Origin of the sequence: Enterobacter sp. P82, from assembly GCF_037053385.1 — a bacterium.
Lineage (GTDB): Bacteria > Pseudomonadota > Gammaproteobacteria > Enterobacterales > Enterobacteriaceae > Enterobacter.
In genome coordinates this window covers 1,521,276-1,534,770 of sequence record NZ_JBALHX010000001.1, presented here as the reverse complement: position 1 = coordinate 1,534,770, position 13,495 = coordinate 1,521,276, and the positions used below count along the sequence as shown (strand labels likewise).

Sequence of the window (13,495 nt, the reverse complement as noted above, 5' to 3'; positions counted from 1 at the left end):
AAGAAAAAAATGTGATAAAACTTTCCAGACACAACGCAAACGATTTCAAATTACTCTAATTAGGGTCGACAGTCATGATCCCACAGATTTCTCAGGCACCTGGCGTCGTTCAGCTGGTGCTTAATTTTTTGCAGGCACTGGAGCAACAGGGTTTTACAGGTGATACCGCCACGAATTATGCCGACAGGCTGACGATGGCGACTGATAACAGTATCTACCAGCTTCTTCCCGATGCCGTTGTTTTCCCTCGTTCAACGGCCGATGTCGCGCTTATCGCCCGGCTGGCAACGCAGGAGCGGTTTGCTTCTCTGGTCTTTACCCCACGTGGCGGTGGCACTGGAACCAATGGTCAGGCGCTGAACCAGGGCATCATTGTTGATATGTCCCGCTATATGAACCGCATTATTGAGATCAACCCTGAAGAGGGATGGGTGCGGGTCGAAGCGGGTGTTATCAAAGATCAGTTGAATCAGTATCTCAAGCCTTACGGCTACTTTTTTGCCCCTGAGCTCTCCACCAGCAACCGCGCGACCCTCGGCGGGATGATCAACACGGATGCCTCCGGTCAGGGCTCGCTGGTGTACGGTAAAACGTCCGATCACGTTATGGGTGTACGTGCGGTCCTGCTGGGTGGCGATATCCTCGATACCCAGCCTATGCCGGTTGCACTGGCGGAGACGCTGGGCAAAGACAATACCGCAAGCGGGCGCATTTATCGTACCGTGCTGGAGCGCTGCCGCGAAAACCGTCAGTTGATCCTCGACAAATTCCCCAAACTGAACCGCTTCCTGACCGGGTACGATCTGCGTCATGTGTTTAACGATGATCTGACCCAGTTCGATTTAACCCGCATACTGACCGGCTCCGAGGGAACGCTGGCGTTTATTACCGAGGCACGGCTGGATATCACCCGGTTGCCAAAGGTGCGTCGCCTGGTGAACGTCAAATACGACTCTTTCGACTCTGCGCTGCGTAATGCACCTTTTATGGTTGAAGCACAAGCGCTGTCGGTCGAAACCGTCGACTCCAAAGTATTGAACCTGGCCCGGGAAGATATCGTCTGGCACTCCGTCAGTGAGCTGATTACCGATGTGCCAGATAAAGAAATGCTTGGCCTTAATATCGTTGAATTTGCCGGCGATGACGCGGCGCTTATTGAAAACCAGGTGGCGACACTCTGTCAGCGGCTGGATGAACTTATTGCGCAGGGTGAAGGTGGGGTGATTGGCTGGCAGCTCTGTAACGATCTGGCCGGCATTGAACGTATCTACGCGATGCGGAAAAAAGCCGTGGGGCTACTTGGCAATGCGAAAGGGGCGGCCAAGCCCATTCCGTTTGCCGAAGATACCTGCGTTCCGCCTGAGCATCTGGCGGATTATATCGTTGAGTTTCGTGCCCTGCTGGACAGCCACGGCCTGAGCTATGGCATGTTTGGCCACGTCGACGCCGGGGTGTTGCACGTGCGTCCGGCGCTGGATATGTGCGACCCGCAGCAGGAGATCCTGATGAAACAGATCTCCGATGACGTCGTTGCGTTAACCGCGAAATATGGCGGCCTGCTGTGGGGCGAGCACGGTAAAGGCTTCCGCGCTGAATACAGTCCGGCATTTTTCGGCGAGCAGCTCTATGCAGAGTTACGCAAAGTTAAAGCGGCTTTTGACCCGGATAACCGCCTCAATCCGGGGAAAATCTGTCCGCCTGAAGGTGTGGATGCGCCGATGCTGCGGGTGGATGCCGTTAAACGCGGCACCTATGACCGACAGATCCCAATCGCGGTCCGCTCCTCATGGCGCGGCGCGATGGAGTGTAACGGCAACGGCCTGTGCTTTAACTTCGATGCGAAAAGCCCGATGTGTCCGTCGATGAAAATCACCAGTAACCGTATCCATTCTCCGAAAGGGCGCGCGACGCTGGTTCGCGAATGGCTGCGTCTGCTGGCCGACCGTGGTGTTGATCCGCTCAAGCTTGAGCAGGAGCTACCGGAAAAACGTGCCAGCCTGCGTTCGCTGATTGAACGTACCCGCAACAGCTGGCATGCCAGCAAGGGCGAGTATGATTTCTCCCATGAGGTGAAAGAGGCGATGTCTGGCTGTCTGGCCTGCAAAGCCTGCTCAACCCAATGCCCGATTAAGATAGATGTGCCGGAGTTCCGTTCGCGTTTTCTGCAGCTTTATCACACCCGATACCTGCGTCCGGTACGTGACCATCTGGTGGCGACAGTTGAAAGTTATGCACCGCTGATGGCGCGTGCGCCAAAGACCTTTAACTTCTTTATTAACCAACCACTGGTGCGCAAGCTCTCCGAAAAACATATCGGAATGGTCGATCTGCCGCTGCTGTCTGTACCGTCGCTGCAACGACAGCTTGTCGGGCACCGTTCTGCGAACATGACCCTTGAACAGCTTGAGGCGTTAACCCCTGAGCAAAAAGCGAATGTGGTGCTGGTGGTGCAGGATCCGTTCACCAGTTACTACGATGCGCAAGTGGTCGCGGATTTCATCCGCTTGTCAGAGAAGCTGGGTTATCAGCCAGTGGTTCTGCCGTTCTCTCCGAATGGTAAGGCGCAGCACATTAAAGGTTTCCTGACGCGTTTTGCGAAGACCGCGCAGAAAACCTCTGATTTCTTAAACCGTGTGGCGCAACTGGGTATACCGATGGTTGGCGTCGATCCGGCGCTGGTGCTTTGCTATCGCGATGAATACAAGCAGACGTTGGGCGATAAACGTGGTGATTTCCACGTCATGCTGGTGCACGAGTGGCTGCCGATGGCCCTGGAGGATAAGGCTGTTCAGGATGTCAGCGGTGAACCGTGGTATCTGTTCGGTCACTGTACGGAAGTTACCGCGCTACCGGGCGCTCCTGCCCAGTGGGCCTCTGTCTTTGCCCGCTTCGGGGCGAAGCTGGAGAGCGTCAATGTGGGCTGCTGCGGCATGGCCGGAACCTACGGACACGAAGTGAAAAATCACGCGAACTCGCTCGGTATCTACGAGTTGTCCTGGCATCAGGCGATGCAGCGTTTGCCGCGAAACCGCTGTCTGGCGACAGGCTACTCCTGTCGTAGTCAGGTGAAACGGGTAGAAGGTAACGGGGTACGCCACCCATTGCAGGCTTTACTGGAGATAATTGGATGATCTGGAAACGTGCTGTAACGCTGCAGGCGCTCAACGCCATGGGCGAGGGGAATATGGTGGGACTGCTGGATATCCAGTTCACCCGCATCGGTGACGATGAGATTGAGGCTACAATGCCTGTCGATCACCGTACTCATCAGCCGTTTGGTTTATTGCACGGCGGAGCGTCCGTCGTGCTGGCTGAAACGCTGGGCTCAGTGGCAGGGTATCTCTGTACCGTAGGGGAGCTGAAGGTCGTCGGGCTGGAGGTGAATGCTAACCATATTCGCTCGGTGCGTAGCGGTCGTGTGCGCGGGATTTGCCGCGCGCTGCACGCCGGAAGTCGCCATCAGGTGTGGCAAATTGACATTCTCGATGAGCAGGATCGTTTGTGCTGCTCGTCGCGGCTGACGACGGCGGTTGTGTAAAGTTTTCAGATGTTTTGCCTTTGGTCAAAAGTTAGCCACTGCGTTGTGATATAGTGGTCAGGTTTTGTACATAAGCGAGGACATCATGGATACTGAAATAACCCCAACACAGCTGGCAATTGAATATTTACGTCGCGATAAAAGCAACCTGTCTCCGGCGCAGTACCTGAAAAAGCTGAAACAGCTTGAGCTGGAATTTGCAGATTTGCTGGCGCTCTCTTCGAATGAACTGAAAGAAGAGATCTACTTTGCCTGGCGGTTGGGCGTTCACGTCCATTGAGTGTATGTAAATGAAAAGGCCGCGATTGCGGCCTTTTTTGTACCCGGAATTTTTTTATCGGGAAGGCGTTTATTTATTCGCCTGAATTACATGCGTGCTAAAAAGATATTCTAATAGGGCTAGTTGATACGAATATTATTTTTCAGTAAAGCCATCCTGTTTTAAAAATATTTTTTATTTCGCGTTGTGCTCGCCTTGTAAGGATAAGCCTGATGTTAATCACCCCATGGTATAGCGCAGAACTGACGGGTTATCGGTAGCGCATGCACTAAAGATCAACGATAAAACCGTATTTTCGCATAAATATATGATGATGCAGAAATTCAATCTGCGAAGTGATTTTGAATTGATTGCCCTGATTCACAGCATGGTGGAAGAAAAGAGTGATCAGAGCAGGTTACGTGACTATCTGCTCAAAAATTACGGGTAGTGCACCATTTTTATGCCGTGAATTACAAAACATAGTGAACGGTTATGAACCTATAGAATAGCATGCACGTCATGGTACTTTTTATGCTTTATATAATGACACCTTCGCTATGCAAATTCATAAAACTATTAAGCCGATTTTCGTCTGTAAGTTTCAGTGTGTTGGGCCAGAGTGCTTAATGTCATGTTGTCGTGGTTGGACGATCAATATTGACAAGAAAACTCACCAGAAATATGTCCTGTCCTCTCACGCAGACATTGCCACCATTGCCAAAGAGAATCTCATCCTTCAGAGAAAGGGTAAGAATAGCTATTCCAGAGTGAAGCTAAACGAAAAGGGGGATTGTCCTTTTATCGATGAAAACAAGCTTTGCATGGTGCACCGCGATTTAGGGGAAGAAGCACTCTCTCATACCTGTAGCACCTACCCCAGGAGTTCAACACGCTACCAGGATGAGACACGGCACACAATGACGCTCTCCTGTCCGGAAGTGGTTCGGCGGGTGCTGTTTGACCCGGATGCAATGCTGCTTCAGGAGCAGGATGCTTTAGTGGCGAGCTACAAAACAAACCTGATTGGGCAGCGTCAGTCTGTCTCGCAAACACAGCAGGTGATCCATCTTTTTGCCTGGAATTTAATCCAGTCACCATCCCGTAATATTGAAGAAAATTTGATGGCGCTGGCGCAGTTTATTCTCTGTCTACAGTACGTTAACTTTGATCTGCATAATAAATTTGCTGAAGTGGAAAATTTCTACGAAACACTACTCAATGAATTGCAAAGCGGAAAATCGTTGATTGATTCCCGTAATCTTGCGAAGTCAAACACGATGAAATATCTGGCATTATCCGTGATGGGAACGAACGTGGCGAAGGATTCAGCACGCGATGGTTTCATTCTTGAAAGGCATCAGCAAATCGCCTCGTATCTGGATGTTGCCGGTATAAGCGACGCTGCGGAACTGGAGGATAAATTCGACGCGATTAATCAGCAGTGGCACAAATTGTGTGATCATTCCTGTTTGTCAGAACCTTATGTGTTACGCAATTACCTGCTGTACAAACTCTACAGCAGCTATTTCCCCGGAAAAAATACGGCCACCATCATGCGTCAGTTTTATCGTATCGTGCTGGACTTTTTTTATATCAAATGCATCCTCAGCGTAAGATCGATGCAGGGTGAAATAGACCAGCGGGTGGTGATGAAAACTATTGCCAGTCTCTCAGAAAAGACCATGCACAATCAGACCATTGATGCGCGTATGGACTTTGCGATTGATAAAATCAACGGCGGCGATGATTTATCCTGCCTGTTGCTGATTGGATAAACGCCCAGAGTGTGAGAGGCCCACGGAGTGAGCCTCTTTTTCCTTACACGTTAACTGCGCTAATCAACCGCGTTTTCATCGTTTGATACGCGGTAGCCGCAAAGTCCTCCGCCCAGCACTGATCCTCAATCGCCTCCAGCTGCACCGCGCAGTATTTCGTCTCCGGCGTTTTGGAGATGGGATCGAGGTTGTCCTGCGTCAGTTCGTTACAGGCCCCAATCCACCACTGATAGGTCATATAGACCGCCCCGGCGTTGATACGCTCGCTAATGCTGGCGCGGGTAATCACTTTACCACGACGCGAACGCACCCAGACCAGTTGCCCGTCGGTAATGCCCAGCTTAGCTGCATCGGCAGGGTTCATTTGCACGCGGCCAGGCTCGTCGGCCAGGCTTTGCAGCGCGGCGCAGTTCCCGGTCATGGAGCGGCAGGAGTAGTGCCCCACCTCGCGTACCGTACAGAGCACCAGTGGAAAATCCGCATCCGGGGTTTCCGCCGGCGCGCGCCACGGGGCGGCAAAGAGCTTCCCTTTACCGGATGCGGTGTCGAACTGATTGCCTTTGTACAGGTACGGCGTTCCCGGATGATCCAGCGTCGGGCACGGCCACTGCACATGGCCCATCTCGCCCATTTTTTCATATGTCACGCCAAAGAAGAGAGGACACAACTCACGCATCTCGTCCCAGATCTGCTGGTTAGATTCGTAATGCATCGGGTAGCCCATTTCGCTTGCGAGCAGGCTGATGATCTCCCAGTCGCGCTTCACGTTACCGCTGGCCTCGATGGCTTTGCCAAAACGCTGGAACCCCCGGTCGGCACAGGTAAATACGCCGCCGTGTTCGCCCCAGGAGGTGGCGGGGAGAAGAACATCCGCCACTTCCGCTGTTTTGGTCATAAAGATGTCCTGAACCACCACAAAGTCGAGGGCCTCAAAACCGCTGCGAACCAGGCCGAGATCGGCCTCGGTCTGAAGCGGATCTTCCCCCATGATGTAATAGGCTTTGACCTTACCTTCCAGTGCCAGGTGTGGCACTTCAGTTATGCGTGTTCCGACACGATCGTCCATTTTGTTGACGTCAATCCCCCACGCATCAGCGAACTTCTGCCTGATTGCCGGGTCCGTGACGTCCTGGTAACCCGGGAACATATTGGGCAGAACCCCCATATCGCAGGCGCCCTGTACGTTATTTTGGCCGCGTACAGGGCCCACGCCGACGGCAGGTCGTCCAAGGTTGCCGGTCAACAGTGCCAGGCTGGAAAGTCCTTTAACCACATCAACAGCCTGACCAAACTGCGTTACACCCATGCCCCACATCACGGTGGCTGAAGGTGCCGCCGCAAAAGTGCGCATCGCCTGGCGAACATCGCGGGCGGGAATGCCGGTAAGATGTTCGACATTCTCTGGTGCATAGTCTTTTACCGTCCGACGATAGGCCTCAAGCCCTTCTGTAAAACGCGCAACGTAGTTTTTGTCATAGAGTTCTTCTTCCAGCAGCACATAACCAAAGGCGTTCACCAGCGCCATGTTACTGCCGTTTTTCAGTTGCAGATGCTGATCGGCAATGCGTGCCGTTTCAATGCGACGCGGATCGCAGACGATGATTTTCGCGCCGTTTTCTCGGGCCTTCAGCACACGTCTGGCGACGATAGGATGAGAGTCTGCGCAGTTATAGCCAAAAACCAGCAGACATTTTGAATTTTCGATATCGTTGATGGAGTTACTCATTGCCCCGTTGCCCAACGTTTCCTGTAAGCCGGCAACGGAAGGACCGTGACAGACGCGTGCGCAGCAGTCTACGTTGTTGGTGTTCAGCACCGCACGGGCAAATTTCTGCATCACATAGTTGGTTTCATTCCCGGTACCACGGGAGGAGCCGGTGGTCATGATCGACCGTGGGCCGTACTGCTCTTTAATACTGCTGAGTTTGTGGGCAGTATAGCGGATTGCCTCTTCCCAGGTGACGGGAGTAAATGCCTCTCCTTTGTGGTAGCGGATCATCGGTTGGGTCAGGCGTGGGGTGAGGAGACGGGTATCGTTGAGGAAATCCCAGCCATAAAATCCTTTCAGACACAGGGTGCCCTGATTTGTGACGCCCTCTGCCGCTTCGGCACGGATAATACGGTTATTTTCAACGACAAGGTTTAATTTACAGCCTGCACCGCAGTAGGGGCAGACGCTGGCGATCTTTTTCATCAATAACAGACCTGTTAAGAAATGAAGCAAAGTTGACTGGGAAACCCAGCCCCGTAAACGGTGATTAGCAGGAACTATGCCAGGTTTACTTTGCTTGTTTTACAGGGAGTTATTCATAGAAGGAACGTGTCATCGTCAGACCTGTCGTCAGTTTTGACGATGACACGTTAGTCGTCGTTGAGGGGAGGGTGATTAAAGATCATCCATCGTGTAACCCACTACGATCTCCAGAGTCTTACGAATGACATCTGCCTGAACGACGTCGTTGGTCGCTTCCAGCGTCTGAATAAGCCAGAGAATGATCGCTTTATTGGACAGATGCCCTTCGGAGGCCAGAACACAGCGTACTGCAGTAGAAAAAACAGCGGACTCTTCAGCAAAACGATCGCCTGCGTGACGGAAATATTCCGACAGTGCACTTTCCAGGAAAGCAGAATGGTATTCGGGTTGAAGCTGAATATTTTGTCTCATTTGTTCTCACCGTAGCTGTTGAATGACAGTCAATGTATTTTTTGGGGATCGGATGGTTTTCCTTTTCCAAATAACGGCACAACATTGTTTCTGTTCTCGTTGAGAGATCCCTCTCTTTTCGTTCGTCCTTGCGCGGCTCTGCGACGTATAAAGGCGTTGCTGTTTGAGCTGATCTCAGCAATAAGCTCCGCGAGTGTCTCCCGCCGCCAGGGATCTTTTTCATGTTTTTTCATGACCCGCAGACGCTGTAGCAATCCTTCGGTTGTCACTGGCCCCCGCTCTTTCAGAAGAGAAAGGACGGCTTCACCGATAAGCTGGTCTATCAGTCGATCTGCGTCACTGCTGTTCATGGCATTACCGCTCGAAGAGGAGACCAAGCAGCATGTGATAATGTTGTTCCTCTTCCGGGCCATCGGCCCTTTCGAGGCGGCTTAACAGTTTGGTACAGAGCGATTTGCGATTGAGGTTTCGCCCGTCGCTAAGAATCTCAACCACGACCTGACCCAATGTTTCCTGCTGAGTAGGAAGTGCTGCTTTTTCGAAGTACTGTGCAATCGCTGCTGCCGAATCTGCGACATAACCGTTCTGTTGCATGTTTCACTCCTGTAAAAATTCGTAATCAGTAACGTTACATTTAAGGTATACATAAATCCTAAATCTGTACATTAAAAATGTACAGATTTAGGATTTATTTGTGATATTTTTAATTATTTTCTATTATTTCAATGTTTTATTTGATTATCGTGAAACGGTATCTCTACAAGATATATTGTACAAATCAGAGTGGCACGGTTAAGTTGTACAGAGCAGAAAATGGAGTCATTAAATGGCGTAAATGATTGAGATGTAAATTATTTGTCAGGCAATTAATGTGCTATAACAGATCCTTATCCACATGTTTTTGTGGTCAGAACCTTAACCCCCCAGGAATAGCATGCTTACAACCATCATTTACCGCAGTCATATCTGCGAGGACGTTCCAGTGAAAGCGCTGGAAAAAATGGTCGCTGCTGCAAATAGTAAAAACCGGCAATCCAATGTCACGGGGATCTTGCTGTTTAACGGCACACATTTTTTTCAATTGCTCGAAGGGCCAGTGGAACACGTTTCGTCAATCTATGAGCAGATCTGTAAGGACGCACGTCACCATAACGTGGTTGAATTGATGCGCGATCACGGGCCTACCCGGCGTTTTGGTAACGTGGGCATGGAGCTGTTTGATTTGCGCCAGTTCGACAGGGAAGAGGTACTTCAGCAGGTGCTCAACAAAGGCACCACACGTTATCAGTTGACGTACAATGACCGTCCCCTGCAATTTTTCCGCACCTTTGTCGAGGCCACGGAGAAAGCCAACTATTTTGAATTGCCTCCGGCGGATTCATGGGATTTTATCCCCGAAGAAACACCGCTATCTGCGCAACCTGAGGTGGTGGCAAAAGGAGCGGACTGCAGTTTTGCGTTTCAACCTATTGTCGATCCGTTCATGCAGCAGGTCGTCTCCTGGGAGGCGCTTCTCCGCACGCCTTCCGGGGATTCACCAGGTGTGTACTTCGCCAATCGCCCACGTGATGACGTGTACGCATCTGATTTGCACAGCAAGCAAGTTGCGCTCTCAATGGCCAGCGCGCTGGGGCTACAGGAGCAGACATTATCCCTCAACCTGCTACCCATGACGCTGGTGAATGTCCCAAACGCCGTGGACTTCCTGCTCACCACGATTGATGCAAATGGCTTTGTGCCCGAGCAAATTGTGGTGGAGTTTACGGAGAGCGAAGCCATTTCCCGTTTCGAGGAATTTACCCATTCGGTCAGACAGTTAAAAAGTGCGGGTATCAGTGTAACGATCGATCACTTTGGTGCCGGTTTTGCAGGGTTACAGTTACTGGCACAGTTCCAGCCGGACAGAATTAAGATTAATCGCGATCTGGTCGCGAACGTTCACAAAAGCGGTCCCCGACAGGCCATTATTCAGGCGATCATCAAGTGCTGTACCTCCCTTGAAATTCAGTTCTGCGCGGTCGGCGTGGAGAAGGCGGAAGAGTGGATGTGGCTGGAATCTGCGGGAATTTCTCAGTTTCAGGGACACCTTTTTGCCAGCCCCCGGCATGGCGGAATTCCGGCTATTGCGTGGCCAGAGAAAAAGTCCGAGTTCTGAAAAAGCTGTACACAGCTCGACTGACGTGACTGTACGAACGGTAAAATTTATACAACAATGTATTAACAGGTAAGTGGCTTGTAACGCAATCACCTGCTTAAAACGAGGTCTTAGTTATACAAATGGTTTGTACAATCTGATAAGGTTGGTGCAGTTAGGTATGGAAGTACTGTGCGTGAGGGAGTTAATGGCCTATTACAGTATCGGCGAAGTGGCCGAACGATGCGGTATCAACCCCGTTACGCTGCGTGCCTGGCAGCGCCGTTATGGATTGTTGAAGCCGCAGCGCAGCGAAGGGGGCCATCGTCAGTTTGACGATGAAGATATCCTGCGTATTGAAGAGATCAAGCGCCTGATGAAAAGCGGCGTCTCGGTCGGAAAAGTCAAAGCCTTACTGGAAAATAAGGACGTGTTGACTCCGGGTAACTGGGTTTCATTCCAGGAAGAGATGATGACCGTTTTGCGTTACGCCAGTCCGGCAAAATTGCGTGCCAAAATAGGTGAATTCCGTCGCGATCACGCGCTGGATGCGCTAATTGATAACATCATCTCTCCCGTCCGCCAGCGAATGAATCAGGACCAGAATACCGTGCGTCACATGGCAAGCCTGCTTGACGGCGTCCTGATTGAATTCGCGATTGCAAGCCTGACAGAGTCGCGCAAGAAAGCGGGTAAAGACGCGCTGCTTATTGGCTGGGAATGCGAGGACCGTACTCATCTGTGGCTTGAGGCCGCACGCTTAACACAGAAAGGCTGGCATATTGATGTGCTGGCGGATCCTATTGACTCACCGCGTCCGGAGCTTTTCCCGGGGCAAAAAATCTTCGTCTGGACGGGGAAATCGCCAACACCTCGTCAGCAGGAACAACTCGATCACTGGCGGGAACAGGGTTTCTCTGTCACATTTCATCACTGATAATCAGAGGCCTTGAAGGCCTTTTTTTATCAGTGTCGCTTTCCGGGCATCATCTATCTCAAAAATAGGCATTTCCGATGCATATTTTACATTTACTCTCTGCCCCGTTTTTCTGCATGAATAATCCATTATTTATCAAAGCATTGAACAATTAAATCCATCCCCCACGCATCCCCTGACAGGGTCTATGCTTAATAAAAGTAGCCAAAAAGGGCGGTTTAGCCGAATGCCCCTGCTGTCAGAGGGTTGAAGTGATAATCGTTATCACTAACATGGTGTTATGCCCTGATGGCTAATCAGATGAGGTGGACCTATGGAACTGCATTCAGAAACCTTCAATCCTGCCGATTTTACCTGGCGCGGTTTAACGCTCACGCCAGCGGCGGCGGCACATATTCACGAGCTGGTGGCGAAAAAACCTGAGATCCTCGGTGTGCGTTTGGGTGTCAAACAGACTGGCTGCGCGGGCTTTGGATACGTGCTCGACACTGTCACAGAACCCGAAAAAGATGATCTGGTCTTCGAAACCGACGGCGCAAAACTGTATGTTGCCCTGCAAGCTATGCCGTTTATCGACGGCACAGAAGTGGACTACGTACGGGAAGGTTTAAATCAGTTATTCAAATTTCACAACCCGAAAGCCCAGAACGAATGCGGCTGCGGCGAAAGCTTTGGGGTATAGGCGGAACTATGTCTCGTAATACTGAAGCAACGAGTGAAGTAAATACCTGGAGCGGGGGGCACCTCAACTATAAAGAGGGGTTCTTTACCCAGTTGCAGACCGATGAACTGGCGAAAGGCATCAACGAAGATGTCGTTCGGGCGATTTCGGCCAAACGTAATGAACCCGAGTGGATGCTGGAGTTTCGCCTGAGCGCTTACCGCGTGTGGCTGGAGATGGAAGAGCCGCACTGGCTGAAAGCGCATTATGACAAGCTGAATTATCAGGACTACAGCTACTACTCCGCACCCTCCTGCGGCAGTTGCGATGATACCTGTGCCTCCCAGCCAGGTGCCGTACAGCAGACTGGCGCTGAAAACAGCTTCCTCAGCAAAGAGGTGGAAGAAGCCTTCAACCAACTGGGCGTGCCCGTACGTGAGGGCAAAGAGGTGGCGGTGGACGCCATTTTTGACTCCGTCTCAGTGGCAACCACCTACCGTGAAAAGCTGGCAGAGCAGGGGATCATTTTCTGCTCCTTCGGTGAAGCCATTCACGAGCACCCGGAACTGGTGAAAAAGTACATTGGGACTGTGGTGCCCTCTAACGACAACTTTTTTGCGGCGCTCAACGCGGCGGTGGCCTCTGACGGTACCTTTATCTATGTGCCGAAAGGCGTGCGCTGTCCAATGGAGCTCTCGACTTATTTCCGCATCAACGCCGAAAAAACTGGCCAGTTTGAACGGACCATTCTGGTGGCCGACGAGGGCAGCTACGTCAGCTACATTGAGGGGTGTTCAGCCCCGGTGCGAGACAGCTACCAGCTGCACGCGGCGGTAGTGGAAGTCATCATCCATAAAGATGCCGAGGTGAAATACTCGACGGTGCAAAACTGGTTCCCGGGCGACGGCAATACCGGTGGCATCCTGAACTTCGTGACCAAGCGTGCGCTGTGCGAAGGTGAAAACAGCAAGATGTCGTGGACCCAATCAGAAACGGGCTCGGCTATCACCTGGAAATACCCGAGCTGCATTCTGCGTGGGGATAACTCCATCGGTGAGTTCTATTCGGTGGCGCTGACCAGTGGCCATCAGCAGGCCGATACCGGGACCAAGATGATCCACATCGGGAAAAATACCCGGTCGACCATCATCTCGAAAGGCATCTCCGCCGGACACAGCCAGAACAGCTATCGTGGTCTGGTGAAAATCATGCCGACGGCCACCAATGCGCGCAACTTTACCCAGTGTGACTCGATGTTGATTGGCGCGGACTGCGGGGCGCATACCTTCCCGTACGTTGAGTGTCGTAACAATACCGCCCAGCTTGAGCACGAGGCGACGACGTCGCGTATTGGGGAAGATCAGCTCTTCTACTGCCTGCAACGAGGGATCAGCGAAGAAGATGCTATTTCGATGATTGTGAACGGCTTCTGTAAGGACGTGTTCTCTGAACTGCCTCTGGAATTTGCCGTTGAAGCTCAGAAACTCCTCGCCATTAGTCTTGAACACAGCGTCGGTTAAGGA

13 protein-coding genes are annotated in these 13,495 nt (G+C 51.6%); 9 read left to right on the top strand and 4 right to left on the bottom strand.

Going from position 1 to position 13,495, the window contains the following annotated elements; genetic code table 11:
- The first annotated feature begins 74 nt into the window (after nt 1-74).
- The 5 genes from ydiJ (at nt 75) to fliB (ending at nt 5,575) form a co-directional block, all read left to right on the top strand.
- Entirely contained in the window at nt 75-3,131 is a 3,057-nt protein-coding gene (gene ydiJ, locus WB237_RS07170) for a D-2-hydroxyglutarate dehydrogenase YdiJ (RefSeq protein ID WP_336211891.1), read from the top strand.
- On the top strand, nt 3,128-3,538 hold the full coding sequence (gene menI / locus WB237_RS07165) for a 1,4-dihydroxy-2-naphthoyl-CoA hydrolase (RefSeq protein WP_336211889.1): 411 nt from the start codon (nt 3,128-3,130) through the stop codon (nt 3,536-3,538). Before ydiJ ends, menI begins: the two co-directional genes overlap by 4 nt.
- Before the next feature lie 85 nt (nt 3,539-3,623).
- Nucleotides 3,624-3,818, top strand: a complete 195-nt coding sequence (locus WB237_RS07160; protein WP_010430192.1) for a YdiH family protein — start codon at nt 3,624-3,626, stop codon at nt 3,816-3,818.
- A 274-nt stretch (nt 3,819-4,092) separates the two neighbouring features.
- Nucleotides 4,093-4,248, top strand: a complete 156-nt coding sequence (locus WB237_RS07155; RefSeq protein ID WP_442892504.1) for a hypothetical protein — start codon at nt 4,093-4,095, stop codon at nt 4,246-4,248.
- Nucleotides 4,249-4,357: 109 nt separating this feature from the next.
- Nucleotides 4,358-5,575 carry a flagellin lysine-N-methylase gene (fliB, locus tag WB237_RS07150; protein WP_336211885.1) on the top strand — a complete coding sequence of 406 codons (1,218 nt, stop codon included), beginning with the start codon at nt 4,358-4,360 and terminating at the stop codon, nt 5,573-5,575.
- Between the two features lie 43 nt (nt 5,576-5,618).
- Here fliB and fdhF read toward each other — a convergent pair whose 3' ends face one another.
- From fdhF to ycgZ, 4 genes are all read right to left on the bottom strand, one after another.
- A complete protein-coding gene (fdhF, locus tag WB237_RS07145) occupies nt 5,619-7,769 on the bottom strand; it encodes a formate dehydrogenase subunit alpha (protein ID WP_336211883.1) in 2,151 nt (716 codons plus the stop codon).
- A 192-nt stretch (nt 7,770-7,961) separates the two neighbouring features.
- A complete protein-coding gene (locus tag WB237_RS07140; protein WP_290094797.1) occupies nt 7,962-8,240 on the bottom strand; it encodes a biofilm development regulator YmgB/AriR family protein in 279 nt (92 codons plus the stop codon).
- Between the two features lie 29 nt (nt 8,241-8,269).
- On the bottom strand, nt 8,270-8,590 hold the full coding sequence (locus tag WB237_RS07135) for a hypothetical protein (protein ID WP_336211879.1): 321 nt from the start codon (nt 8,588-8,590) through the stop codon (nt 8,270-8,272).
- A gap of 4 nt (nt 8,591-8,594) precedes the next feature.
- Nucleotides 8,595-8,834, bottom strand: coding sequence for a regulatory protein YcgZ (gene ycgZ, locus WB237_RS07130; RefSeq protein WP_028017257.1), 240 nt, complete (start codon nt 8,832-8,834; stop codon nt 8,595-8,597).
- Nucleotides 8,835-9,174: 340 nt separating this feature from the next.
- On the opposite strand from ycgZ, the gene WB237_RS07125 reads away from it, so the two are divergent.
- From WB237_RS07125 to sufB, 4 genes are all read left to right on the top strand, one after another.
- On the top strand, nt 9,175-10,395 hold the full coding sequence (locus tag WB237_RS07125) for a diguanylate phosphodiesterase (RefSeq protein WP_336211877.1): 1,221 nt from the start codon (nt 9,175-9,177) through the stop codon (nt 10,393-10,395).
- 187 nt (nt 10,396-10,582) lie between these two features.
- Nucleotides 10,583-11,311 (top strand): MerR family transcriptional regulator, encoded by a 729-nt coding sequence (locus tag WB237_RS07120; RefSeq protein WP_336211875.1) that lies wholly within the window; start codon nt 10,583-10,585, stop codon nt 11,309-11,311.
- A gap of 313 nt (nt 11,312-11,624) precedes the next feature.
- A complete protein-coding gene (gene sufA, locus WB237_RS07115) occupies nt 11,625-11,993 on the top strand; it encodes a Fe-S cluster assembly scaffold SufA (RefSeq protein WP_028017260.1) in 369 nt (122 codons plus the stop codon).
- An 8-nt stretch (nt 11,994-12,001) separates the two neighbouring features.
- Nucleotides 12,002-13,492: a Fe-S cluster assembly protein SufB gene (sufB, locus tag WB237_RS07110; protein WP_336211872.1), complete on the top strand. Its 1,491-nt coding sequence runs from the start codon at nt 12,002-12,004 to the stop codon at nt 13,490-13,492.
- Nucleotides 13,493-13,495: the final 3 nt, after the last annotated feature.

What these genes read in the sequence shown, in the direction of transcription:
- WB237_RS07120 (WP_336211875.1), top strand. Translation starts at nt 10,583, where the DNA reads ATGGCCTATTACAGTATCGGCGAAGTGGCCGAACGATGCGGTATCAAC.
- WB237_RS07135 (WP_336211879.1), bottom strand. Translation starts at nt 8,590, where the DNA reads ATGAACAGCAGTGACGCAGATCGACTGATAGACCAGCTTATCGGTGAA.
- ydiJ (WP_336211891.1), top strand. Translation starts at nt 75, where the DNA reads ATGATCCCACAGATTTCTCAGGCACCTGGCGTCGTTCAGCTGGTGCTT.
- WB237_RS07140 (WP_290094797.1), bottom strand. Translation starts at nt 8,240, where the DNA reads ATGAGACAAAATATTCAGCTTCAACCCGAATACCATTCTGCTTTCCTG.
- sufB (WP_336211872.1), top strand. Translation starts at nt 12,002, where the DNA reads ATGTCTCGTAATACTGAAGCAACGAGTGAAGTAAATACCTGGAGCGGG.
- WB237_RS07125 (WP_336211877.1), top strand. Translation starts at nt 9,175, where the DNA reads ATGCTTACAACCATCATTTACCGCAGTCATATCTGCGAGGACGTTCCA.
- fdhF (WP_336211883.1), bottom strand. Translation starts at nt 7,769, where the DNA reads ATGAAAAAGATCGCCAGCGTCTGCCCCTACTGCGGTGCAGGCTGTAAA.
- menI (WP_336211889.1), top strand. Translation starts at nt 3,128, where the DNA reads ATGATCTGGAAACGTGCTGTAACGCTGCAGGCGCTCAACGCCATGGGC.
- fliB (WP_336211885.1), top strand. Translation starts at nt 4,358, where the DNA reads ATGCAAATTCATAAAACTATTAAGCCGATTTTCGTCTGTAAGTTTCAG.
- sufA (WP_028017260.1), top strand. Translation starts at nt 11,625, where the DNA reads ATGGAACTGCATTCAGAAACCTTCAATCCTGCCGATTTTACCTGGCGC.
- WB237_RS07160 (WP_010430192.1), top strand. Translation starts at nt 3,624, where the DNA reads ATGGATACTGAAATAACCCCAACACAGCTGGCAATTGAATATTTACGT.
- ycgZ (WP_028017257.1), bottom strand. Translation starts at nt 8,834, where the DNA reads ATGCAACAGAACGGTTATGTCGCAGATTCGGCAGCAGCGATTGCACAG.